The organism is Mitsuokella jalaludinii, from assembly GCF_928722185.1.
In the GTDB taxonomy this organism is placed as follows: Bacteria; Bacillota; Negativicutes; order Selenomonadales; family Selenomonadaceae; genus Mitsuokella; species Mitsuokella jalaludinii.
This window is the reverse complement of the sequence record NZ_CAKMXA010000001.1, coordinates 2,237,792-2,260,001: the sequence shown is the minus strand read 5'-3', so window position 1 is coordinate 2,260,001 and position 22,210 is coordinate 2,237,792. Positions and strand designations below refer to the sequence as shown.

General features: G+C 61.0%; 23 protein-coding genes. 1 reads left to right on the top strand and 22 read right to left on the bottom strand.

Annotation, left to right across the window (positions count from 1 at the left end; translation table 11 throughout):
- Positions 1–16 precede the first annotated feature (16 nt).
- From QDI87_RS10565 to QDI87_RS10510, 12 genes are all read right to left on the bottom strand, one after another.
- Positions 17–1,411: a peptidoglycan D,D-transpeptidase FtsI family protein gene (locus QDI87_RS10565; RefSeq protein ID WP_270528094.1), complete on the bottom strand. Its 1,395-nt coding sequence runs from the start codon at positions 1,409–1,411 to the stop codon at positions 17–19.
- Complete coding sequence (locus QDI87_RS10560; RefSeq protein ID WP_036378031.1) at positions 1,404–2,672, bottom strand: FtsW/RodA/SpoVE family cell cycle protein; 1,269 nt, start codon at positions 2,670–2,672, stop codon at positions 1,404–1,406. Before QDI87_RS10560 ends, QDI87_RS10565 begins: the two co-directional genes overlap by 8 nt.
- Positions 2,669–3,373 carry a Stp1/IreP family PP2C-type Ser/Thr phosphatase gene (locus QDI87_RS10555; RefSeq protein WP_036378035.1) on the bottom strand — a complete coding sequence of 235 codons (705 nt, stop codon included), beginning with the start codon at positions 3,371–3,373 and terminating at the stop codon, positions 2,669–2,671. Before QDI87_RS10555 ends, QDI87_RS10560 begins: the two co-directional genes overlap by 4 nt.
- Before the next feature lie 5 nt (positions 3,374–3,378).
- Positions 3,379–3,831 carry an FHA domain-containing protein gene (locus QDI87_RS10550; RefSeq protein WP_148485450.1) on the bottom strand — a complete coding sequence of 151 codons (453 nt, stop codon included), beginning with the start codon at positions 3,829–3,831 and terminating at the stop codon, positions 3,379–3,381.
- Positions 3,832–4,566: an FhaA domain-containing protein gene (locus QDI87_RS10545; protein WP_278743252.1), complete on the bottom strand. Its 735-nt coding sequence runs from the start codon at positions 4,564–4,566 to the stop codon at positions 3,832–3,834.
- A gap of 90 nt (positions 4,567–4,656) precedes the next feature.
- The gene (rlmN, locus tag QDI87_RS10540; RefSeq protein ID WP_036378041.1) at positions 4,657–5,700 is read right to left on the bottom strand and encodes a 23S rRNA (adenine(2503)-C(2))-methyltransferase RlmN; all 1,044 of its coding nucleotides are present in this window, start codon (positions 5,698–5,700) and stop codon (positions 4,657–4,659) included.
- Between the two features lie 4 nt (positions 5,701–5,704).
- Positions 5,705–7,063 (bottom strand): 16S rRNA (cytosine(967)-C(5))-methyltransferase RsmB, encoded by a 1,359-nt coding sequence (gene rsmB, locus QDI87_RS10535; protein ID WP_278743250.1) that lies wholly within the window; start codon positions 7,061–7,063, stop codon positions 5,705–5,707.
- A 45-nt stretch (positions 7,064–7,108) separates the two neighbouring features.
- A complete protein-coding gene (locus QDI87_RS10530) occupies positions 7,109–7,909 on the bottom strand; it encodes a DUF116 domain-containing protein (RefSeq protein ID WP_278743249.1) in 801 nt (266 codons plus the stop codon).
- Between the two features lie 2 nt (positions 7,910–7,911).
- Positions 7,912–8,850: a methionyl-tRNA formyltransferase gene (fmt, locus tag QDI87_RS10525; RefSeq protein WP_036378049.1), complete on the bottom strand. Its 939-nt coding sequence runs from the start codon at positions 8,848–8,850 to the stop codon at positions 7,912–7,914.
- Positions 8,847–9,314, bottom strand: coding sequence for a peptide deformylase (def, locus tag QDI87_RS10520; RefSeq protein WP_036378051.1), 468 nt, complete (start codon positions 9,312–9,314; stop codon positions 8,847–8,849). The genes fmt and def overlap by 4 nt, the downstream gene beginning before the upstream one ends.
- Positions 9,315–9,426: 112 nt before the next feature.
- Positions 9,427–10,689, bottom strand: a complete 1,263-nt coding sequence (gene pepT / locus QDI87_RS10515; protein ID WP_270528257.1) for a peptidase T — start codon at positions 10,687–10,689, stop codon at positions 9,427–9,429.
- A 67-nt stretch (positions 10,690–10,756) separates the two neighbouring features.
- Positions 10,757–11,680, bottom strand: coding sequence for a LysR family transcriptional regulator (locus QDI87_RS10510; protein ID WP_036378053.1), 924 nt, complete (start codon positions 11,678–11,680; stop codon positions 10,757–10,759).
- 295 nt (positions 11,681–11,975) lie between these two features.
- On the opposite strand from QDI87_RS10510, the gene QDI87_RS10505 reads away from it, so the two are divergent.
- Complete coding sequence (locus QDI87_RS10505; RefSeq protein WP_278743248.1) at positions 11,976–13,421, top strand: MFS transporter; 1,446 nt, start codon at positions 11,976–11,978, stop codon at positions 13,419–13,421.
- Between the two features lie 85 nt (positions 13,422–13,506).
- Here QDI87_RS10505 and QDI87_RS10500 read toward each other — a convergent pair whose 3' ends face one another.
- From QDI87_RS10500 to QDI87_RS10455, 10 genes are all read right to left on the bottom strand, one after another.
- Positions 13,507–14,337, bottom strand: coding sequence for an amidohydrolase family protein (locus tag QDI87_RS10500; protein ID WP_270528087.1), 831 nt, complete (start codon positions 14,335–14,337; stop codon positions 13,507–13,509).
- Positions 14,338–14,365: 28 nt separating this feature from the next.
- On the bottom strand, positions 14,366–15,499 hold the full coding sequence (locus QDI87_RS10495) for an amidohydrolase (RefSeq protein WP_055160855.1): 1,134 nt from the start codon (positions 15,497–15,499) through the stop codon (positions 14,366–14,368).
- Between the two features lie 134 nt (positions 15,500–15,633).
- Positions 15,634–17,145, bottom strand: a complete 1,512-nt coding sequence (gene lysS / locus QDI87_RS10490) for a lysine--tRNA ligase (protein ID WP_036378061.1) — start codon at positions 17,143–17,145, stop codon at positions 15,634–15,636.
- A 38-nt stretch (positions 17,146–17,183) separates the two neighbouring features.
- Entirely contained in the window at positions 17,184–17,654 is a 471-nt protein-coding gene (gene greA / locus QDI87_RS10485; protein ID WP_036378063.1) for a transcription elongation factor GreA, read from the bottom strand.
- Positions 17,655–17,685: 31 nt separating this feature from the next.
- Entirely contained in the window at positions 17,686–17,955 is a 270-nt protein-coding gene (locus QDI87_RS10480; protein ID WP_055160823.1) for a GIY-YIG nuclease family protein, read from the bottom strand.
- Entirely contained in the window at positions 17,955–18,566 is a 612-nt protein-coding gene (locus QDI87_RS10475; protein WP_278743246.1) for a peptidylprolyl isomerase, read from the bottom strand. The genes QDI87_RS10480 and QDI87_RS10475 overlap by 1 nt, the downstream gene beginning before the upstream one ends.
- Before the next feature lie 38 nt (positions 18,567–18,604).
- On the bottom strand, positions 18,605–19,342 hold the full coding sequence (locus QDI87_RS10470) for an MBL fold metallo-hydrolase (RefSeq protein ID WP_278743244.1): 738 nt from the start codon (positions 19,340–19,342) through the stop codon (positions 18,605–18,607).
- 29 nt (positions 19,343–19,371) lie between these two features.
- Positions 19,372–20,304, bottom strand: a complete 933-nt coding sequence (locus tag QDI87_RS10465) for a YitT family protein (RefSeq protein ID WP_036378074.1) — start codon at positions 20,302–20,304, stop codon at positions 19,372–19,374.
- Positions 20,301–20,933 (bottom strand): hypothetical protein, encoded by a 633-nt coding sequence (locus tag QDI87_RS10460; RefSeq protein ID WP_278743242.1) that lies wholly within the window; start codon positions 20,931–20,933, stop codon positions 20,301–20,303. The genes QDI87_RS10465 and QDI87_RS10460 overlap by 4 nt, the downstream gene beginning before the upstream one ends.
- A gap of 29 nt (positions 20,934–20,962) precedes the next feature.
- Positions 20,963–22,195: an aminopeptidase gene (locus tag QDI87_RS10455; RefSeq protein ID WP_278743240.1), complete on the bottom strand. Its 1,233-nt coding sequence runs from the start codon at positions 22,193–22,195 to the stop codon at positions 20,963–20,965.
- Positions 22,196–22,210 lie beyond the last annotated feature (15 nt).

Below are 22,210 nucleotides of genomic sequence, written 5' to 3'. Positions count from 1 at the left end.
TATACCAGGAATAAAGTTACATCAGACTCTCTATCATTTGTTTCGCGATTGGTGCGGCCTCGATACCGCCGCCACCGCCGTTCTCTACGATGATGGCGAAGACGATCTTGCGCTCCGGCAGCTCGGCCGAACCGATGAACCAGGCGTGATCCTTGCCCGCTGGATTCTCGGCCGTGCCGGTCTTGCCCGTCACGCGGACGCCCTGCACCCTTGCCGCCGTGCCCGTGCCCTTCGTCACGACATCTTCCATATAGCTGTCGATGAGAGCCGCCATTTCTGGCGTCGTGGCCGTCAGCCAGCGCGAGGGCTGTGCCTTGTAGACGACTGTGCCGCCCGGCGTGATGACGTCCTGCACGAGGTACGGCTTCATGATCTTGCCGCCATTGGCGAAGGCGTCAGCGAGCAATGCCATGTGCATCGGCGTGACGAGCAGGGCGCTCTGGCCGATGGCCGTCTGCGCTTGATCGCCCTTGGAGAGCGTGCCGAAGTCGGGGAAATGCGACTTCGTCATGAGGATCTCGTCGCCGATCTCGCGGTCAAAACCGAAGCGCGAGAAGGCTTTCTTGAGCTTCTCGTCACCCATGCGCATGCCGAGCGTGCCGAAGGTGATGTTGCACGACTCCGTGACGGCCTGCCTGAGGTCGACGCGGCCATGGACTTCGCCATGGCTCTCGCGTATCGTGTGGCCGCCACCGACGTCGAGCACGCCGTCGCAATCAAAGACCTCCGACGTGTTCGTCACGCCGTCCGTCAGCGCCGCATCGGCAATCATCGCCTTGATGGTCGAGCCCGGCGGGTAGAGCCCCTGGACGGCGCGGTTGAGGAGCGGGCTGTCCTCCTGCCCCGAGAGCGCCTTCCAGTTCGACTCGATGTCATTCGGGTCATACGAGGGCGAGCTCACCATCGCAAGCACGGCTCCCGTCCGCGCGTCGAGCGCGACGACGGCGCCGCGGCGCTTGCCGAGAGCTGCGGCGGCTGCCTTCTGGGCGGACGGCTCGATGGTCAGCTTGACGTCATTGCCGCGCTCCGACTGCAGGAGCTGCGAGAGCGGGCCGAGGCGGCTCATATCGGCCGTCAGGCCGAGCAACGCCTGGTTGGCGTGACCCTCGATGCCGGCGCTGCCGATGTTCTCGCCGTTGTAGCCCGTGACGGCAGCCATGGTCGTGCCGAACGGGTAGACGCGGCTGCCGTCCTGGCGCGTCTCGGCCAGGATCTGGCCATCGGCCGCGAGGATGGAGCCGCGCTGGATGTCGGCCCGAGCCGCCGCACGCCTCATGTTGAGCGGGTTCTTGGCGAGGTCGTCCGCCTCCCAAGTCGACAGGTAGATGATATAGACAGCCAGCAGTCCGAACAGGACCATCGCAAAAGATGCCGCCCTGAGGACCTGCCGCTTGATTTTCCAATCAGACATTTTTCCTCTCCTTTGACAGAGACAGGAGCATGCCGAGCAAGATGAAGCCCGACACCATCGAGCTGCCGCCGTAGCTGATGAACGGCAGCGTGATGCCCGTCAGCGGCAGGAATTTCGTCACGCCGGCAATGATGATGAAGGCCTGCATGAGGAGCAGCGCACTGCATCCGGCCGCGAGCAGCAGCTCTTTCTCCTGCGGGCACGAGAGCGCGATGCAGATGCCGCGCCAGAAGGCCATGACATAACAGGCCATGAGCATCAGCGAGGCGATAAGGCCCATCTCCTCCGCGATAGCGGCGAAGATGAAGTCCGTGTGTACCTCGGGGATGAAGCCCGGGTGGCCGTAGCCGAAGCCCGTGCCCCAGACACCGCCCGTACCGAAGGCGAAGAGCGACTGGACGACCTGATAGGCCATGCCGTTGGGGTCCTGCCAGGGGTTGAGCCAGATGTCGAAGCGCACGCGCACGTGGGCAAAGCCCATGTAGCAGATGGTCGCGGCAAGGCCCATGAAGAGCAACGCCAAGAAGACATAGGACTTGCTCCCCGTCGCCATGTACGTCATGAGCACGGCAATGCCGAAGAAGAGCAGTGCCGAGCCGAGGTCCTTCTCCACGACGAACATCAGCACCGCGATGCTCCAGATGCAGATGAGCGGCGCGATGAAGCGCAGCGGCGGCAACTGCAGGAAGAGCAGGCGGCGCTTCGGCAGGGATAGGACCTTGCGGTGATCCGAGAGGTACGCCGCGAGGAACAGGACGATGAGGATCTTGCCGAATTCCGACGGCTGCACCGAAAACGGCCCGAGCACGAGCCAGTTGCGGCTGCCGCCGATCTCTGTGCCAAAGAGAATGGGCAGGAAGAGCACGACGACGCAGCAGATCCCCGTGATGTACGGGTAGTCGACGAGCCTGACGATGCGGCTCCAGAAGCGGATGACGAGGAACATCAGGACCATCGCGATGAGCAGCCAGCGCAACTGCGGTATGAGCAGCGCGGGCTTTAGGCGGGCGATCTCGACGACGCCGACACTCGCGAGCAACATGACGAGCGGAAAGAGGCACGTGTCCATGTGCCGGCGCACGAGGACGCCCTGCAGGATGACGGCCGCGACGATGACGGCTGCGAGCCACGGCAGGTACGCGATGCCCAGGAGGTCCTGCGTGTGGACGACGCCCGGCTGCGGATGCGCCTTGAGGTAGAGCACAGCGAGTCCGGAAATCAGGATGCCGAACGGCGGTAAGAGAAGACTCCAGTTCTTCATACGCCGTACACCACCACGACTGCCGTGACATTGTCGCGCCCGCCCGAGCGCAGTGCCGCCTCGATGAGGGCCCTGGCCGGGTCCTGCTGCCCCTGCTGCAGGATGGATGCGATCTCTTCCTCTCGGACCATGTTCATGAGGCCATCTGTCGCCAGGAGCAGGATATCCCCCGTCCGGACGTCAAAGCGGCCGCTGTCCACCTCGAGCGCTTCCGCGACGCCGACGGCGCGCGTCAGCATGTTCTTCTGCGGATGGATGCGCGCCTCTGCCTCCGTGAGCTCGCCGTGCTCGACGAGGTCCTCGACATACGAATGGTCGCGCGTGACCTGATGCAGCACACCGTCGCGCAGGAGGTAGAGGCGGCTGTCCCCGACATGGGCCCAGAAGGCCAGCCCCTGCTCCGTGTGCAACAGCGTCGCCGTCGTCCCCATGCCCTGGCAGTCAGGATTCTCTGCCACCGTGGCGAGGATCTCGCGGTTGGCGCGGTGGATGGCGCGGCAGAGCGCCTGCTCCTCAATCGATCCGCAGTCAGCGAGATCGTCCCGCACTGCCTTGACGAGGATGTGGCTCGCGACTTCTCCGGCCGCATGGCCGCCCATGCCGTCTGCCACGACGTAGACCTCCGGGTCGAATACCGCAGCGCTGTCCTCATTGATCGGCCGCACACAGCCGACATCGGTCGCTTCATAAACCTTACTCAAAATTCTCACCTCTCGAACCGAAGGGTGACGAGCCCGATGCGGATCTTGTCACCAGGGCGAAGGTACGCCCTGCCCTCCAGGATTTGACCGTTCACATACGTATGGTTGATGCTGCCGAGATCTTCGATGACGTACTGATTGCCATGGCGATAGATCTGCGCATGATGATGCGAGACATAGCCCTCGGGTATCACGATGTGGTTGTCGCGGCCGCGCCCCACCATGAGCTGTTCGCCGAACGCAAAGCGCTTGCCCGCGAGTTCCGGCTCCGGCGCCTCCAGCACAGAAACGACGGCCTCCTGCGGTTTCGTCTCCGGCCTGCGTATGGCCGCTGACTGCTTGCGCACCGCCCCGAAGAGGCGCCTTGAGAGCGTCACCGTGAACCACAGGAGCCAAAGGAGCATGCCATATTCGAGCACCACGCGGATGCCTTTGAGAAAAACGGCTGTCACCGCCAATTATATCACCTCATATCGCAGGACCGTCATGCCGATCCGTATCTTGTCCCCATGCTGCAGGCGGCAGGAATCGATGCGCCGCCCGTTGACGAACGTGCCATTCGTGCTCTGTGCATCGTAGAGCTCGTGGCGATGGTGCTCGTACGAGATCCAGGCGTGGAGCCGCGAGGCATTCGTGTCTGTCAGGATGAACTCGTTCTTGTCACGCCGGCCGATGTAGACCTGCTTCTCCCCGATCTCGAGGTAGGCATCGAGGTCGGGACCCTCGACGACAGTCAGCGAAGCCATCGCGTGGAAGGCCGGCAGGTTGAGCGGTACGCGGCCGTCAAGCGACGGCCGCTTCTGGAGGACGAGCGTGTTAGCCGAGATGTCCTCCACCTCGTCGGAGCGCCCGCAGCGCAGCTTGTAGACACCGCGACTCAGCTTGCCGCTCTGCTCCATGCGCACAGTGATGACGCCGTCCGCCGCGCAGTCCTGCAGGATGATCTGGCGCGCTGCCAGCGTCCTGAGGTCCTCGATGACGCGCCGCGCACAGAGGCGGTGGTAGTCCTCCGGATTCAGCGAGAAGATGAATGCCGTGTCGATATCCTGCCGTCTCTTGCCAGAGGACTGGCGCTTGACCTCACGCTCAAGGCCGTTCATGAGCTCGACAGCCTCAAGGCTGCTGCTGAACTTCTTGTTGAAGAAGCCCTCGATATGATTTGCCAGATACGATTCCCATGTCCCTAGACCCATGGTTTTCGCCTCCGTTTCTTTTGCTATGACCACTATCCGTACATTATAGCAGATATCGGATGAAAAAGCTGTGAATTTATTGGGAAATGGTCACTCTTCCAGGTGCTTATTGCGGAGCTGGCCGCAGGCTGCCTGGATGTCCGTCCCCATCTCGCGCCGCACCGTGACCGTCAGATGATGCGCCGTGAGGTAGTGCTCGAACCAGTCGATGCGTGCGGCAGACGGGCGCAGCAGATGACGCTCAGCCACAGGATTGATGGGGATGAGATTGACACTGGCCAGCTGGCCGCGCAGCAGTGAGACGAGTTCTCTTGCCTGCGCCTCCCCGTCATTGACGTGATCGATGAGGATGTACTCGTACGTCACGCGGCGCTTCGTCGTCTCCGCGTAGTGGCGCGCCGCGCGCACGACATCAGCGAGCGGGTACTTGCGATTGATTGGCATGAGCTCGCTGCGGAGTTCCTGGTTCGGCGCGTGCAGCGAGACAGAGAGCGAGATGGGGATTCCCTCATCTGCGAGCTTGTACATCTGTGGCACGATGCCGGAAGTCGAGATCGTGATGCTGCGGTAGCTCAGGCCGAGGACGTATTCCTCATGCAGCAGTCGGATGAAGCCGAGCACGTTCTCGTAGTTCATCAGAGGCTCGCCCGAGCCCATGATGACGACGGTGTCGACCTTCTCCCCGCGCCCTTCCCCGCGCAGCATGTCGTTTATCGCGATGGCCTGCGAGAGGATCTCGCCCTTCGTCAGGTTGCGCGCCATGCCGTGCAGCGTCGATGCGCAGAAAGCACAGCCCATGTTGCAGCCGGCCTGCGTCGAGACGCAGATGCTATTGCCGTAGGGCTGGCGCATGAGCACTGTCTCTACGGCCGTGCCGTCAGCAAATTCCAGCAGGAACTTCGTCGTGTGGCCGTCGGCCGAATCGAGGCGGTCCTTGAGGCGCGGGCGGCCAATCGCCAGCGAAGATGACAGCTCTTCGCGCAGCTTCTTCGAGAGGTTCGTCATATCACCGAAGCTCGTAGCACCGCGCTGGTACATCCACTCCGCGATCTGCTTGGCGCGGTACTTCGGCAGCGAGAACGGCTGCAGCGCTGCCTGGAGTTCCTGGCAGGTCAACCCAAAAATATCGTTCAACGTCTTATCCTTTCTTGTCTGTCTTGCTTGTCTTTTTCATGCGGCAGATGAAGAAGCCATCCGTGCCGTCGACATGCGGCAGCAGCTGAACCATCTTCGACTCCGCATGCTTCGTCGGCAGCGGCAGGTAATGGCCCGTCGTCTCCAAGGCGAACTCCGGATGCGCTTCGAGGAAGCGGCTGACGGCGCCCTGATTCTCGGCGAGCTCGATCGTGCAGGTGCTATAGACGAGCACCCCGCCCGGCTTGACGGCCCTCGCTGCGCTCTCGAGAATGGAAAGCTGCAGGTCAGGCAAGGCCGCGATCTCGTCTGCCGTCTTGCGCCAGCGGGCATCCGGCTTGCGGCGCAGCACGCCGAGACCGGAACACGGCGCGTCGACGAGGACGCGGTCAGCCATCGCCTCATACTGCTCGCCGATCTCTCGCGCGTCAATCTCCTCCGTCTCGATGATCTGGATGCCGAGGCGCGCGGCATTCTCCTCGATGCGCTGGAGCTTGTGGTCGTAGATGTCACCGGCGAGGATGCGGCCCTTGTCGTGCATGAGCGCCGCCATGTGCGTCGTCTTGCCGCCCGGCGCCGCACAGCAGTCGATGATGAACTCTCCAGGCTGCGGCCCTACGACATGTGCGACGAGCATCGAGCTCTCATCCTGCACCTGACAGCGCCCCTGCTGAAGCGGTGCGAGCGCATCGAGTGCGCCGTGACGGCGCACGAGGATGCCCTCGGGAGCCCAGAGCGAAGGCTCGACTTCCGCGCCTGCCTGCCTGAGCTCTTCGAGCAGCGCATCGCGGTCCGTGCGCAGCGTATTCGTGCGCACGGAGAGGAGAGGCTGCTCATTGTCAAAGCGGCAGAGTCTCTCCGCCGCCTCAAAGCCGAACGTCTTGACCCAGCGGCGCACGAGCCACTCCGGATGCTGGCTGGAGAGGGCGAGGTTTTCCGTCGCATGGCCCTTCCCGCTCGGGAATGCGGCCTTCTCCGGCTCGCGCACTGCCGTGCGCAGCACGGCATTGACAAAGCCCGCGAGCCCTTTCATGCCCATGCCCTTGGCCAGCTCTACAGCCGTGTTGCAGGCTGCCGAAACCGGCACCTTGTCGAGGTAGAAGAGCTGGTAGAGACCGAGCCGCAGGATCTCGCGGACGAGCGGCTGGATCTTGCGCACGGGTCGGTTGACGTAGCGGCGCAGGATCCAGTCGAGCGTGCCGCCGGCCTTGACCGCGCCGTAGACGAGCTCCGTGACAAAGCGGCGGTCCTGCTCGCCAAGCTCTGCCTGGCGCAGTGCCTTGGCAAGCGCCACATTGGCATAGGCGCCATTCTCATGTACTTCGTATAGGATGCGGACTGCCGTCTCGCGCGCTTTATCCATAGATCCACCTCATTTGTCTTGACTCTTGACTACGTATCGTATCACTCATTGTTTCTCTTTTGGTTTCGGTATGATGATCTTCTCGAGCTGTGCCCGCACCTCCTCGATGTCGACGTGCGTGTTGTAGCACGGTCCGTTCGGACGGATGTTGAGCACGCCGACGGCCGGCAGCGGGTAGACGTCCTGGATGCCGCTCATGAGGTCACGCTCGCAGGCAATGGCCAGCACGGCTTTCGGCTTCGTCTTGTAGACGATCTGGCGCGCGAGCGTGCCGCCCGTCGCCACGAAGAAGTGGAAGCCCATCTCATGCGACAGCGTCACGAGGGCGCCGATATCGCAACGGCCGCAACGCTTGCAGTTCTCCGGGTCCCGCGTGATCTTGTGCGGGCATGAGGCGAGCTGCAGGCAGTGCGGTGTCACGACGAGCAGCCGGTCGGCTGGCACGCGGATGCCCATGCGGTTGAACAGGAGATTGCTCACCGCGATGAAGGAGCCCTCGAGCTTGCGGCGCCGGATGCCGAAGATGCTGCCGAGGCGCACGGCCAGCGGGAAGAGCAGGTTGATGAGCTCATACGTCTGGCGCTGCAGGAACGGCAGGTACGGCAGATGTGCGACAGCGAGGACCATGTTGAAGATGCTGAAGAACGCCCCTGCCACCAAGAAGGTGAACACAGCGCCGATGAGCCAGGGCAGCATGGGCTGGATGGCGCGGAGCCCCGGCACGCCGATGTACCAGATGGCGTAGAGGATGACCGCCATGAGGACGGCCGTCAGAGAGAGCATGCCGATGAACAGCCGCTTCTTCGGGCGCCCCGTCAGCACGTAATCATTCTTTGCTTTTGTCATATTCAATCCTCAAACGTTGCGGGCAGAGCAATCGCGTGACCATTGAGGTAATCCTTCGCGGCCATACGCTTCTTGCCAGGCGCTTGGAGCTCCGTAATCTCGAGCACGCCGTCGCCCGCTGCTACAAAGAGGCCTTCTTTCTTGTCGGCCCTAAGGATGGTGCCCGGCTGCGCTTCCGTCTTCTCAGTCGTACAGCGCGTGCGCCAGATCTTGTATTTCTTGCCTGCAAGGAAGGTGTAAGCCCCCGGCCACGAGTCGAGGCCGCGCACGAGATTGTGTATCTTCTGTGCACGGTCCTGCCAGTGGATGTGGCCCGTCTCTTTCGTCAGCATCGGCGCGTAATTCGACTCGCCCGTCTGCGGGATGCGCTTGAGCGTCCCGGCCGAGAGCTCCTCGAGCGTATCGATGAGCACCTTGGCGCCGAGCGCCATGAGGCCGTCGTGCACCTCCTCGAGCGTCGTGTCCGGACCGATCGGGAACTCCGCCTTCAGCAGCATGTCGCCCGTGTCGAGCCCAGCGTCCATGAACATCGTCGTGATCCCCGTCTTCTTCTCTCCGTCGATGACGCACCACTGCATCGGCGCCGCGCCGCGGTAACGCGGCAGGAGTGAACCGTGTACATTGATGCAGCCATAAGGCGGGATGTCGAGGATGCGCTGAGAGAGAATCTGGCCGAAGGCCACGACGACCATGAGGTCGGGCTTCTGCTCTTCGAGGAAGGCCGTGAAGTCTTCCTCCTTGATTCTCTTCGGCTGCCAGACTGGCAGGCCGTGCGCCTCCGCCCAGGCCTTGACCGGCGACGGCACGAGCTTCTGGCCGCGCCCTCTCGGCTTGTCGGGCTGCGTCACGACGCCGATGACGTCGCAGTGCTCATACAGAGCTGCGAGGCACGGCACGGCAAATTCCGGCGTGCCCATGAAAATGACTCGGAACTTTTTCACGCCTGATTCCCCCTGTGCAGACTCTTTGCGATATCGATGAAGAGCTGGCCCTCGAGATGGTCGAGCTCATGCTGGATGCAGCGTGCCAGAAGGCCCGTCGCCGTCAAATGCTGCTTCTTGCCGCGGCGGTTGAGGAACTCCACCTTGACCTTCGCTGCGCGCTCCACCTCGCCGTAGATGCCCGGCACGGAGAGGCATCCCTCGGTATCCGTTGCCGTGCCCTCGCGGAAGGTGATGACCGGGTTGATGAGCTCGATGAGTCCGTGGTCGTCCTGGCAGTCGATGACGACGACGCGGATGGGACGGCCGATCTGCGGCGCAGCGAGGCCGACGCCGTCGCTCTCGTACATCGTGACGGCCATGTCGTCGAGCAGCTTGCGCAGTCCCTTGTCGATCTTCTCCACCGGAGCGCAGACCTCCTTGAGGACCGGCGCCCCTGCTTTCTTGATTTCCAGTATTGCCATAAAGAAAAATCTCCTTTTATCTGTCTGATTGCTTGTCTCATCAGTCGGATATCCACATATCCATAACACTGACGCGCCAGGTTGCCTGACGCGTCAATTCATTGCTGCATTCTCATTTGCCAGCCTTGCCCTTGCAGGAAGCTGCCTTGACCATGATCGCAAGGACGAGCTCCGCCGCCTTCTTCAGGGATGGCAGCGGCAGGTACTCAAAGCGGCCGTGGAAGTTCGCACCGCCCGTGAAGAGATTCGGGCACGGCAGACCCATGAACGAGAGGCGTGCGCCGTCAGTGCCGCCGCGGATGGGCTGGACATCCGGCTCGATGCCAATCTCCTCCATCGCCTCGCGCGCGAGCTCCACGACATAGAGATTGCCATCCTCGATCTTCTCGAGCATGTTGTAGTAGACATCGCGGTGATGCACCTCGACGGAGCCCTCGCCGTACTTCTTGTTGAAGAATGCGGCCATATCGTCGAGCAGTGCCTTGCGCCGCTCGAAGTGCGCGCGGTCGTGGTCGCGCACGAGCATCTCCATCGTGACGAGCTCGACACTGCCCGCGACGGTGTGAACATGGAAGAAGCCCTCATGCCCCTCCGTGTACTCCGGCTTCTCGCCGGCCGGCAACATCTGCTGCCACTCCGCAGCCATCGAGACGGCATTCTTCATCTTGCCCTTCGCGTCGCCCGTGTGGACGCTGCGGCCATGGAAGAGGATGGTCGGGTTCGCCGCATTGAAGTTCTCGTACTCCAGCCCGCCGATCTCGCCGCCGTCGACCGTGTAGGCAAAATCCGCGCCGAACGCCTTGACATCGAAGCGGTCTGCACTGCGGCCCGTCTCCTCATCCGGCGTGAAGCCCAGGCGGATCTTGCCGTGCGAGATTTCCGGGTGCGCCATGAGGTATTCCGCAGCGCTGACGATGGCCGTGACGCCGGCCTTGTCATCTGCACCCAAAAGCGTCGTGCCGTCTGTCATCATGATGTCCTGGCCCTTGTAGCGCTCGATGCCCGGGAAGTCCGCGACCGAGAAGACGATTCCCTTCTCTTCGTTCAGCACGATATCGCCGCCCGCATACGCGTGGATGATCTGCTCGTGGATCGGGCCGCCCGCCGCATCAGGACTCGTGTCGAGATGCGAGATAAAGCCGACGACAGGCGAATCGTCCCCGTTGTTCGCCGGCAGCGTCGCCATGACGTAGCCGTGCTCGTCCACCGTCACCTCCGTGAGGCCGATGGAGCGAAGCTCGTCAGCCAAGTGCTTGGCCAACACCATCTGGCCGGGCGTCGACGGGCATTCCTTGTCGTTTGCCTCATCCGACTGTGTATTGAAGGAAATATAGTCGCGGAACCGCTTCACGACGGTTTCCATCTTGATCTCCATTGTCATTCCAATCACCTCATATGATAGTCATCATATAATTATATCAATATTACGGAACATCGACAAGTCAGCGCGCCGCGTTTCCTCTGCCATCGGGCTGCGTCAGTGGAATATCCCCCTCGTGCACGAAGTGGTGGATGGTGAACTGCTGGAAGGTCATAGCTGCCGGCGAGAGTGGCCGCGAAGTGTTCCAGGCGATGCCGACGGCGCGCTTGCAGAGCGGGAAGGATATCGGCACGAAGACGACGCCGAGGTGCTCTGTGCATGGCACGTGCGGCAGGACGCTGACGCCGAGATGCGCCGCGACGAAAGAGACGAGCGTGTGGACTTCATCGCCCTCGAAGATGATCTGCGGATGGCTCTCTGCGAGGTCGAGGAACTGGTTGACCTGCTGGCGCAGCGTGTACTCGGGCTTCAAAGCGACGAACGGCTCATCCCCGACTTCGCGCAGGCTGACGCGCGACTTCTGCGCGAGCGGATGGTCCTCCGGCACGACGAGGAACATTTCTTCCGACCAGAGGTACATCCAGGCCGTATCCGGTTCATTCATCGTCGAGCAGAGGCAGATATCCGTCTCGCCGCTCGTCAGCTGCTCGGCGAGCATCGAAGAACTCTGCTGGTTGAGCTTGACATCGATGTGCGGGTAGCGCTCATGGAACTGGCGCAGGATCAGCGGCAGGAACGTGTCGCCGAGCGAGTGCAGGAAGGAGAGATGCACGACGCCTGCACCGCCGTTATCGAGTTCGATCTCCTGTTCCGCCAGCGCAAGCTCGCGGATCACGCGGTCGACATGGAACAGGAATTTCTGCCCGGCCTCCGTCAGATCCGAGGTGCGGCCATGGCGTTCAAACAGGGTGACGCCGAGCTCCTGCTCCAATTTCTGGATGGAGCGAGAAAGAGCCGACTGCGAGACGGCCATCTCTTCGGCTGCCTGCGTGAAGTGACGGCACTTGGCCATCGCCTGGAAGTACTTCAGTTGTGTCAATTCCATTTTGTTCCTCGTTTCTTGCATATCGTGCATAATTACTTTAGGTTATAGTCTATTATATGCACGGTAACCTAGGCTGACAACGTTTTCCTGCTTCATTTCCATGATTATTTTGCATTGTATTCATGTATACAAGGAATCTCGCATGCATTTTCTGCAAAAAACGGCAGGGATCGCCATGGTTATGCACAATTTGCATCCTATTTGTGAAAATTATACATTAGACGTGCTCTCTGAAGATGACTATACTAAGTTTCAGATTTCATTCATAGATATTTTAGATAAGCAGGTGAACGCATTGAATTATCGGATTCCCTCGGATTATGTTGAAGCGCTCTGTGCAGAGACTGGCATGTCAGCGAGCGATGCCCATCGCATGCTGACGGTCGCGCACTGCACGGCGGTCCATCATCCGCGCCATCATCATAAGAAACAGGTTTCGCTTGGAAAGGAGTCTTCTGTCATGGCAGATTCAGCTGCCCCGACGCGCCTCTGGACGCGTGACTACGTATTTGACATCGGTGTCAACTTCCTCGTCTACTCGGTCCACTTCCTCTTGATGCTCTGGTCTACGGCCTATGCCATCTACACCTGGAATGCTTCCATCAGCATGGCCGGCCTCGCCTCTGGCCTCTTCATCGTCGGTGCCCTGTTCGCCCGCATCCCAGCTGGACGCTTCATCGATTTCGTCGGCCGCCGCAAGATGTTCCTTGCCGGCACGCTGATGTTCTTCCTGCTCGTCCTCTGCTACGAGCTCGCGCCGTCGCTCGAGGTCTTCATGCTCGTCCGCTTCCTGCATGGCCTGTCTTTCGGCACGACCTCGACGGCAGCGAGCACGGTCGTCGCCGCACTCGTCCCGCTCAAGCGCATGGGCACGGGCATCGGCTACTTCACGCTCGGCGTCACGATGGCTTCGGCCATCGGCCCCTTCATCGCCATGAACCTCACGTCCGCCAAGGAATTCACGCTCGCCATCGAGATCTGCGCGGCCGCAACCTTCTTGATCTTCGCGCTCTCCTTCTTCATCAAGGCGCCGGAGCGCACGATCCTGCCAGAAGAGAAAGCAGATCTCCACAAGATCTCGTTCGACCGCTTCTTCTCCATCAAGGCACTCGCCATCTCCTGCATCGCCCTGATGGCCGGTGTCTGCTACTCCACGGTCCTGAGCTTCCTCGGCGCCTACACGGCTCACATCGGCATCACGGGCATCGGCGCAACGGGCTTCTTCCTCTGCTTCGCCGCTACTTCCTTCATCAGCCGCCCGCTGACTGGCTACCTGCTCGACCACTTCGGCGGCAACATCGTCATCTACCCGGCACTCATCTGCATGGCCGTCGCCATGGGCTTCATCGGTACGGCCAGCACGGACGCAGCCATGCTGATCGGCGCACTCTTCCTCGGCTTCGGCTACGGCACGACGACGGCTTCCTGCCATGCTCTTGCCGTCCACTGCGCACCGATGCATCAGGTCGGCGTCGCGACGAGCACTTACTTCGTCCTGCTTGACTTCGGCATCGGCGTCGGCCCATACACGCTCGGCAGCTTTGTCCCGGCCTTCGGCTTCTCCTTCGTCTACATCGCAGCTGGTGCCATCTCCCTCATCGGCATCGTCCTCTACTACTACCTGCTCGCCCGCCATCACCGCTTCACGCGCCATCAGATGGACCGCGACAGCGAAGCCAAGACGATCATCGCCCAGCGCCGCCAGCGCTTCTACGAGAAGCGCCTTGCCGGTGCACACTGAGATCTGCATCCCATGCTCAACAGAAATACGGTATCCTAGACGGATACCGTATTTTTTGTTGCCGATTCACTTTGTCCGATATGCATCAGCTGTCGAGCATCGCTTCTGGCTTCAGATGGTAGATGCGCATGGCATTCTTGTAGAATACCTCATCCCAATGCTCCTCTGGGATGATTTCCTTCGTGAAGGCGATGTAGTCCCCGAGATTGGCAAGCGGCCAGTCCGTGCCGAACATGAAGCGGTCGTAGAGGTCGAGGTATTCGAGCCAGCCCTTGAGGCGCTCGATGTAGAAATGCTTCTTCTCGCAGAAAGCCCCAAAATCCGGGATCTTGCGCTCTAAAAGGCCCGAGAGGTCTGCCGACACATTGGGGTTCTTCTCAATGACGGCTGCCGCATCCGTAAACCACGGCTCGCCAAAGTGGCACATGACGAACCGCACCTTGCGGAACTTCGTCGCCGCCTCATCCATGACGAGCGGATGGCTGTACTTCAAGAGCGCGTTGTCTGTCGCCGTCAGGCCCGTATGGACCGCGACCGGCTTGTCGTAGCGCGCGGCGAGCTCGTAGACTGGCGCGAGCCTGTCGTCGTAGAGGTAGAACGAAGCGTAACCCGGGTAGAGCTTGATGCCGACACAGCGATCGCTCCTCAAATGCTGTTCGATGAGATGGAGCTTCTGCGGCAGCTTCTCCATGTCGAATACCTGGCTGTCAAGCCCGATGCAGTACGAAAGGAAGGACGGATACGCTGGCGCGAGCACTTCGACGGGCAGATTGCCCATGACGATGCCGTGCACCATGCCGCGCATCCTGTACTGCTCGAGCAGGTGGTCGGCGCTGTTCTCGTGCTCGGCTGCCTTCGCGATCTCGTCAAAGTAGGCATCCGACCCAAAGTGAAGATGTGCATCGATGATTTTCATTGCTTACCCCTTATCTTGGCGCATCGCCTCAGAGGCGCGCAAAGGCCTCCACGGCGAGTCTTGCCATATATCTGGCAGCCGGTCCGAGTGCTGCCGGATCAACGTGAAATTTCGGATTGTGGTTAGCCGGCGACTTGCCCGTGCCGACAAGCACGAATACGCCGGGGATCTCCTCCTGGTAGTAGGCGAAATCCTCGCCGGCCAGATTGACGGGCGCGGGCACGACGTCCAGCTCCGCCTCCTTCGCCACCTCGATGGCAAAGTCCGTCCAGTCCGGCGTGTTATCCGTCGCCGGCGGGCCGGCATACCAGGTGAGTTCTGCATGACCGCCAAAGGATGCGGCCTGCCCCTCTGCCAGCTCGTAGATGCGTTTCTTGATGAGCTTCCGGTCCTCTGCCGTCAGGCAGCGCACCGTGCCCTCCAGCCACGAGGATTCAGGGATGACGTTCCAGGTATTGCCGCTCTCGATGTGCGTGATGGAGACGAGGCCCGGGTGTGCCGGGTCGATATTGCGCGAGACGATGCTCTGCGCAGCCGTGACGAAGCTCGCGGCCATGACGATGGGGTCGATGCCGCGCTCCGGATGAGCTGCATGCGTGCCCTTGCCGTGGAACGTCACGGTGAACTTGTCGACAGACGCCGTCACCGCGCCCGAGCGGATGCCGAGCGTGCCGACATCGTAGAGCGGCGAGGTGTGCAGGCCAAAGATGGCCTGTACGTCCTTGAGCACCCCCGTCTCCATGACCTTGCACGCGCCGCCCGGCGCCTCTTCTGCCGGCTGGAAGATCAGGTAGACTGTGCCGCGAAGCTCGCGCTCCTTCGCCTTGAGCAGGTACGCCGAGCCGAGCACCGCACTGATGTGGAAGTCATGGCCGCAGGCATGCATGCGGCCCGCGTGCTCAGACGCATAGGCAAGACCCGACTCCTCCTGGATCGGCAGGCCGTCGATATCGCAGCGCAGCGCGATGAACGGCGCCTCACCTGTGCCAACCTTGGCGACAAGGCCCGTCTTGAGCGGCAGGTCGAGGACCTCGATGCCAGCAGCCGCGAGGTCCTCTCGGAGGCGCTTTGTCGTCTCGACTTCCTCGTAGGAGAGTTCCGGGTGGCGGTGGAACCAGTAAAATTCATCGGTTATCTTCTGGAAGATGTCCTGTTCGTTCATATCTATCCCTCGCTATCTATATACATAGTTAATTAATATGTTTTACTGACATTGTAATATAGAGCGATGATACTGTCAATCTCTGCAAATAGAAAAACTCCTGGCACCAGAAGGCGCCAGAAGTCTGCCAAGTCTTATTCAGAGAGCGGCTTCATCGTCGGGAAGAGCAGGACGTCGCGGATGGACGGCGCGTCCGTCAGCAGCATGACGAGGCGGTCGATGCCGATGCCGACACCACCCGTCGGCGGCAGGCCGTACTCCATGGCCGTGATGTAGTCGCGGTCCATGACGTGAGCCTCATCGTCGCCGGCTTCGCGCTGCTTGAGCTGATCGAGGAAGCGGCCTTCCTGGTCGATCGGGTCGTTGAGCTCCGTGAAGCCATTGGCCAGCTCGCGGCCGTAGATGAAGAACTCGAAGCGGTCGGTGATGCGCGGGTCTTCCGGATTGCGCTTCGCGAGCGGCGAGATCTCCGTCGGATGGCCCGTGATGAACGTCGGCTGCATCAGTGTCTCCTCGACCTTCTCCTCGAAGGCCTGGTTGAGGATGCCGCCGATGCCGTGGCGCGGCTCGTACGGGACGCCGATCTCGTCAGCCATCTTGCGGGCCTCTTCGACGGTCTTGCAAGAGAGGAAATCCTTGCCCGTCGCCTCTTTGACGGCATCGTTCATGCTGATGCGCTTGACCTTCGAGAGATCGATCTCGACGCCCTGGTAATTGATGACCGGCGTGCCGAGAACGCTCTTGGCGGCATTGACGACAATGCCTTCCGTGATGTCCATCATGTCCGTGTAGTCAGCGTACGCCTGGTAGAACTCGATCGTCGTGAACTCCGGGTTGTGGCGGACATCCATGCCCTCGTTGCGGAAGACGCGGCCCATCTCGTAGACGCGGTCGAAACCGCCGATGACGAGGCGCTTGAGGTTGAGCTCCGTCGCGATGCGCAGGTAGAGGTCGATGTCGAGTGCATTGTGGTGCGTGACGAACGGGCGCGCTGCTGCGCCGCCGGCGATCGTCGAGAGTACCGGCGTCTCGACCTCGAGGTAATCGCGATCATCGAGGTACGTGCGGATGGACTGGATGATCTTCGTGCGCTTGCGGAAGGTGTCGCGGACCTCCGGGTTCATGATGAGATCGAGGTAGCGCTGGCGGTAACGGATGTCGACATCCTGCAGGCCGTGGAACTTCTCCGGCAGCGGGCGCAGCGACTTCGAGAGCAGGTCGAAGTCCTCGACGCGGACCGTCACCTCGCCGCGGTGCGTCTTGAAGACGATGCCGCGGATGCCGACGATGTCGCCGATATCGAGCTTCTTGAACTGGTTCTTGTACTTGTCCTCGCCGAGCACATCGATCTTGAAGTAGACCTGGATGTTGCCCGTGCGGTCGTTGAGCGTGCAGAACGACGCCTTGCCATGGCCGCGGATGGCCATGAGACGGCCGGCGATGCGGACCTCGCCGCCCTCTTCATCGCCTTCAAGATGTGCGTATTTCTCCTTGATTGGCTCTGCATAATCCGTGACTTCGTAACGATGGCCAAACGGCGGCACGCCCATCGCGCGGAATTCTTCCATCTTTTCGCGGCGGACCTTCATCATCTCATTGAGGTCTTCCACAGGAGCCTGCTGCCCCTTCTGCTTCTTATCTGCCATACTTTCCATTACTCCAATCTAAACGATCCGCTGCGCTCTCAGCCCTTGATTGCGAGGATCTCGTACTTGATGATGCCGGCCGGAGCGTGCACGTCGATGACGCTGCCGCTCTTCTGTCCGAGAAGTGCCTGACCGAGCGGGGACTCATTCGAGATCTTGCCCTCGTCCGGGTCAGCCTCCGTCGAGCCGACGAGCATGAAGGTGTCCTCATCGCCGAACTCGATGTCCTTGACCGTGACCTTGCTGCCCATCTGGACGATGTCGCCGGCACCAGCCTTGATGATGTGCGAGTTGCGGATCTTGGCCGTGAGGTCCTGGATCTCGCCCTCGAGGAATGCCTGCTCGTTCTTGGCATCGTCGTACTCCGAGTTCTCGGAGAGGTCGCCCAGTGCGATGGCGGCCTTCAGGCGCTCTGCAATCTCGATGCGCTTGACGCTCTTGAGGTAGTTGAGCTTTTCTACGAGTTTATTATAGCCTTCTTCGGTCAGCATGACCTGTTTATCTGCCATGATAAAACGCCCCTTTATGTTTCAGTTTAACTTATTCATTATAATTTCTTTTCTCAGCTGTGTCAATCAAGGCAAGCTTCGCCGCGCGCGTCATCTTCTTGATGGCGGCCTCGCGCGAAAGTGCCTCTCCCTTCGTCGCGAAGGACTCGAAGTAGACGAGATGGACTGGGCGGTGCGAGCGCGTGTACTTCGCGCCGCGCCCTGCATTGTGCGCCTTGACGCGCCCCGCCAGGTCATTCGTCCAGCCCGTGTAGAGGCTGCCGTCCGCACATTCGAGGATGTAGGTGTAGGCCTCTGCCATCACTCCGGATACTTGATCTCGATGGTCTTGATGACAACGTCCTCGAGCGGGCGGTCGGCCATGTCTGTCTCCGAATGGCCGATGCGGCGCACGACATCCATACCTTCCTTGACCTTGCCGAAGATCGTGTGATGGCCGTTGAGCCACGGCGTCTTATCGAGTGTGATGAAGAACTGGCTACCGCCCGTGTGCGGCATGCCCGTGTTGGCCATCGCGAGGATGCCCTCACCGTCGAAGCGCAGATCGTCGAGGAACTCATCCTCAATCGTGTAGCCCGGGCCGCCCATGCCCGTGCCCTCCGGATCGCCGCCCTGGATCATGAAGCCGTCGATGACGCGGTGGAAGATGACGCCATCGTAGAAGCCCTTCTCGGCGAGGTCGATGAAGTTCTCCGTCGTGATTGGCGTCTGGTCCTCAAAGAGCTCCACGCTGAAGTTGCCGAGGTTCGTCTCAAATACTGCAATGCGATTTACCATTTTCTTATCTCCTCCATGAACATCTTTGACGGTCTGGCCGTCTTGAATGCTTGTTGTTTTCTCACTGCCGGATGCGGCAAGGCAACTGCCCGTCATCACGAGCATGGCGAGCAGCAGCCAGAACACCTTCTTCATTTTACCTTATATCCTCCTATGTTTTCAATAGTCGACCGTCAGTCTGCGAGGAATTGGCCATCTTTGAGGCAGGCCTTCTCGCCCGGCGTGCGCGGCGACCAGACGGGAATGGAACGGCCTGCTCCGAAAAAGCCCTCTGGCGGCTGCCAGGCTGGATAGCCGACGGAGTGCATCGTGACGAGCGCGCGCACCTCCGTCTCGGCGCAGAACACCTTTGCGCCCTTGTCGATGCTCGGGCCCAGGCGGCCGTCGACGGGGAAGAAGGCCAGATCCGCCTCTAGCCCCTTGAGCTTCTTCATCTGCTTGCGGAAGGCGTTCTCGGCGAGCTTCCGCTGCTCCTGGGGCTCGCCCGTCCAGTCCCACCAGTTGAAGTCACCGGCATGGAAGAGCGTCACACCCTCGTCCTTGAGCACGACGCGGAACGATGTGCCGATATCTGTCGAGTCGAAGGACGCCACGGCGATGTGCTCGTCCTGCCAGGATGCGTACGTCTTGAGGAAGACGAGCTTCGCCTGGTCAAAGCTGCTGAGGCCCTTTGTGCAGCGGATGTCATCGCTGAGGATGTAGCGTTCTGTCTTTGCCTCGTAAGTGCAGATGTGCGCATCGAAGTGGTCGAAGTGGCCGTGCGACGCGAAGAAGTAGAGGTGGTCAAAATCCGCCGCTTCGACGGCCGCATCGACGGCTCCCGCCGGGTCCTTGAAGTCGTCGAATACGAGCAGTGTGCGGCCGACGCGCACGAGGAAGCCGCTGTTCAGCAGGTAGGTGATCTCAATCATGTGGATTCTTCCTTTCTTTTGGTAGAGGCTCAGCGCTCATCGTGCCATTTCAGATGCTCCGGATGCTCTAGCTGTACCTTGTCCTTGTTGATGAAGCGCCGGAAGGCGATGCCGGGCTCACTGAAGCCGCGGCCCATGACCTCGTTGGCCGACATGATGATCATGAAGGCGTGCGGGTCGACCGCATGCGCGATGAGCTTGATCTTGCTGACCTGCGTGAGCTTGACGACGACGAATACGACGTTGCGCTCCTTGCGCGTGAAGGCGCCCTGCCCGTGCAGGAAGGTCACGCCGCGGCCGACTTCCATGATGCCGTCCGCGATCTGCTGCGCGCGGTCCGAGACGATCAGCACGGCCTTGCGGCTGTTGAAACCCGCAATGACCTTGTCGGTGACCATCGCATTCATGTACATGCAGATCAGCGTGAACATCGCGGGGGCCACGCCGAAAAGGAAGGCCGCCACACACATGATCATGCAGTTGAAGGCGAAGATGACGCCGCCCATGTTGAGCGAGTAGTACTTCTTGGCGATGGCGCCGACGATGTCGAAGCCGCCCGTGCTGCCGTTCATGCGGAAGACAATGCCGTAGCCGATGCCGTTGAAGACACCGCCGAAGATGGCGGCGAGCATGATGTCATTGACGGGCGCGTAGGCATTGAGGAAGCGCGTGAGATCGAGGCACAGCGAGAAGATGCCCGTGCCAATGATGACATCGACCGTGTAGCCGTGCCCGAGCGTCTTCCAGGCTGCCATGAGAAGCGGGATGTTGTAGAGGAAGGTCTGCAGGCCGATGGGCAGCTGCGCCAGGTAGTAGACGATGATCGCGATGCCCGTCGCGCCGCCCGTCAGGAGATGGGACGGCACGAGGAAGAGGTTGATGGAGCAGCTCGCGATCAGGCAGCCCACGGTGATGCCGAGATAGCGCAGCAGGCGGTGGCGCATCATCTTGAGGTGAATCATGGCCGTACCTCCTTGAGGACGGGTGGCTCTGCCTTCCCGAGTGCGGAGGTGTCGATTTTCTTCTCGGCAAAGCGCGGTTCGAGTTCCCCTTCTTCCGCATCGTCTTCCAGCGCCCGCTTTTCCGCTTCCTCATCGGTCAGCGGCAGAGACGTGATGCGCATCGACGTCAGATACCCGTCCTGCGCATCGATGCCCAGTAGGAGATGGTCGTGCGGATGGCCCTCGCGCGTGTAGATGTAGTACGCCGCCCCGTCGAGACGCTGACGCTCTGTCTTGCCGTACGTCTTCTGGATCCAGTACGAAGTCGCGCCGAGCCGGATGCCGTTCCTCGCCTCGTAGCGGTCGTTCTTGATGAGGAAGTCGACGACGTGGCCACTCTTGTCGACGGCGGCCTCGTAGTGGTCCTTGTAGACGTAGACCTTGACCGTCACGCCCTGGCGTATCTCCGTCCGGTCAAAGAGCGGCTCCCCCCACGCTTTGAAAAGCTCCGCTTCGCTCGCGCCGAGCATTGCGCCGCGGCAGGAAAAATCCGCATCCTGGAGCCCCGCTGCCTCTGAGCGCCCCGCTGGCAGGCAGAGTGCCGCCAAGACCAGCACGAGCGCCGTGAAGATGCCTAGAGTCCTCTGCATCATCCCATCTCCTTTCTGTCTCCTATGCGTCAAAAAGCGAAATTGCCCTCATGGAATACCTGCACCTCCGTGCCGTCACGGCGCGTGCCGACGATCTCGAGGTCGCGGCTGCCGACCATGAAGTCCTCGTGCATCAGCGAGTCGTTGACGCCGCGCTGCAGGAGCGTCACGCTGTCCATCTTCTCGCCGTCCTTGAGGCAGGTCGGATATGCCTTGCCGAGCGCCAGATGACAGGCAGCGTTCTCGTCGAACAAGGTGTTGTAGAAGAGCACGCCGCTCTTCGAGATAGGCGAGTCATACGGCACGAGCGCCACTTCGCCGAGGAAGTGCGAGCCCTCGTCCGTCTCGATCAGCCCCCTGAGAATCTTCTCGCCCTTCTTCGCGGCGAAGTCTGTGACGCGGCCATTCTCGAAGCGCAGCCAGAAGTCCTCGATGAGATTGCCGTTGAAGTTCAACGGCTTTGTCGCGTAGACGATGCCGTTGACGCCGTCGCGCTTCGGCAGCGTGTAGACCTCTTCCGTCGGCATATTCGCGGCAAACACCGTGCCAAGCTCCGATTTCTCGGCGCCGCCCGCCCAGATATGGCCCTCCGGCAGTTCGATGGTCAGGTCCGTGCCGAGGCGATTCGTGTAGTGGAGCTTCTGGAAGTCATTCGCGTTGAGGAAATCGGCCGCCTTGTGCAGGAAGGCGATGTGCTCCTGCCACGCCTTGACCGTGTCGATGCCCTCGCCGACGCGGACCGTCTTGTAGATCTCACACCAAAGGCGTGCGACGGCCTCATCCTCTGGAAGCTCTGGGAAGACCTTCTTTGCCCAGCCCTTTGTCGGCACCGAGACGACGCACCATGTATTGCGGTTGTTCATCAGGCGCTCCCGGTACTCCATGAGCGCCGCGCCCGCCGCCTGATTGGTCAGCTTGAGCTTCTCTGGGTCGATGTCGCCGAAGATCTCCGGGTCGCGCGCGGCGATTGAGACGAAGGCCGCTCCCTGCGCCGCATAGTCCTCATAGAAGGCGCGACGCCACTCGGGGAACTCTGTGAAGAGCGCTTTCTTGCCGCCCGCATAGCGGATGTGAGCCAGCTGCTCATCGTTCCAGCTCACGACGACATCGTGGGCGCCCGCCGCAAAGGCCTCCTTGGCGATGACGCGAGCAAACTCTGCGCACTCGATTGGCGCATTGATGACGAGGATCTGCTCGCGCTGCAGATTGACGCCGACGCGCACGACGAGGCGTGCATAATTGTGCAGTAAATCCATATTCATGCCTTTTTCTCCTGT

Coding starts and splice junctions, on each gene's coding strand:
- QDI87_RS10465 (WP_036378074.1), bottom strand. CDS start 20,304: ATGATTCACCTCAAGATGATGCGCCACCGCCTGCTGCGCTATCTCGGC.
- lysS (WP_036378061.1), bottom strand. CDS start 17,145: ATGGCAGATAAGAAGCAGAAGGGGCAGCAGGCTCCTGTGGAAGACCTC.
- QDI87_RS10565 (WP_270528094.1), bottom strand. CDS start 1,411: ATGTCTGATTGGAAAATCAAGCGGCAGGTCCTCAGGGCGGCATCTTTT.
- greA (WP_036378063.1), bottom strand. CDS start 17,654: ATGGCAGATAAACAGGTCATGCTGACCGAAGAAGGCTATAATAAACTC.
- QDI87_RS10500 (WP_270528087.1), bottom strand. CDS start 14,337: ATGAAAATCATCGATGCACATCTTCACTTTGGGTCGGATGCCTACTTT.
- QDI87_RS10480 (WP_055160823.1), bottom strand. CDS start 17,955: ATGGCAGAGGCCTACACCTACATCCTCGAATGTGCGGACGGCAGCCTC.
- def (WP_036378051.1), bottom strand. CDS start 9,314: ATGGCAATACTGGAAATCAAGAAAGCAGGGGCGCCGGTCCTCAAGGAG.
- QDI87_RS10560 (WP_036378031.1), bottom strand. CDS start 2,672: ATGAAGAACTGGAGTCTTCTCTTACCGCCGTTCGGCATCCTGATTTCC.
- QDI87_RS10510 (WP_036378053.1), bottom strand. CDS start 11,680: ATGGAATTGACACAACTGAAGTACTTCCAGGCGATGGCCAAGTGCCGT.
- QDI87_RS10475 (WP_278743246.1), bottom strand. CDS start 18,566: ATGAAGAAGGTGTTCTGGCTGCTGCTCGCCATGCTCGTGATGACGGGC.
- QDI87_RS10455 (WP_278743240.1), bottom strand. CDS start 22,195: ATGAATATGGATTTACTGCACAATTATGCACGCCTCGTCGTGCGCGTC.
- QDI87_RS10530 (WP_278743249.1), bottom strand. CDS start 7,909: ATGACAAAAGCAAAGAATGATTACGTGCTGACGGGGCGCCCGAAGAAG.
- QDI87_RS10545 (WP_278743252.1), bottom strand. CDS start 4,566: ATGGGTCTAGGGACATGGGAATCGTATCTGGCAAATCATATCGAGGGC.
- QDI87_RS10460 (WP_278743242.1), bottom strand. CDS start 20,933: ATGCAGAGGACTCTAGGCATCTTCACGGCGCTCGTGCTGGTCTTGGCG.
- pepT (WP_270528257.1), bottom strand. CDS start 10,689: ATGGAGATCAAGATGGAAACCGTCGTGAAGCGGTTCCGCGACTATATT.
- QDI87_RS10495 (WP_055160855.1), bottom strand. CDS start 15,499: ATGAACGAACAGGACATCTTCCAGAAGATAACCGATGAATTTTACTGG.
- QDI87_RS10470 (WP_278743244.1), bottom strand. CDS start 19,342: ATGATTGAGATCACCTACCTGCTGAACAGCGGCTTCCTCGTGCGCGTC.
- rsmB (WP_278743250.1), bottom strand. CDS start 7,063: ATGGATAAAGCGCGCGAGACGGCAGTCCGCATCCTATACGAAGTACAT.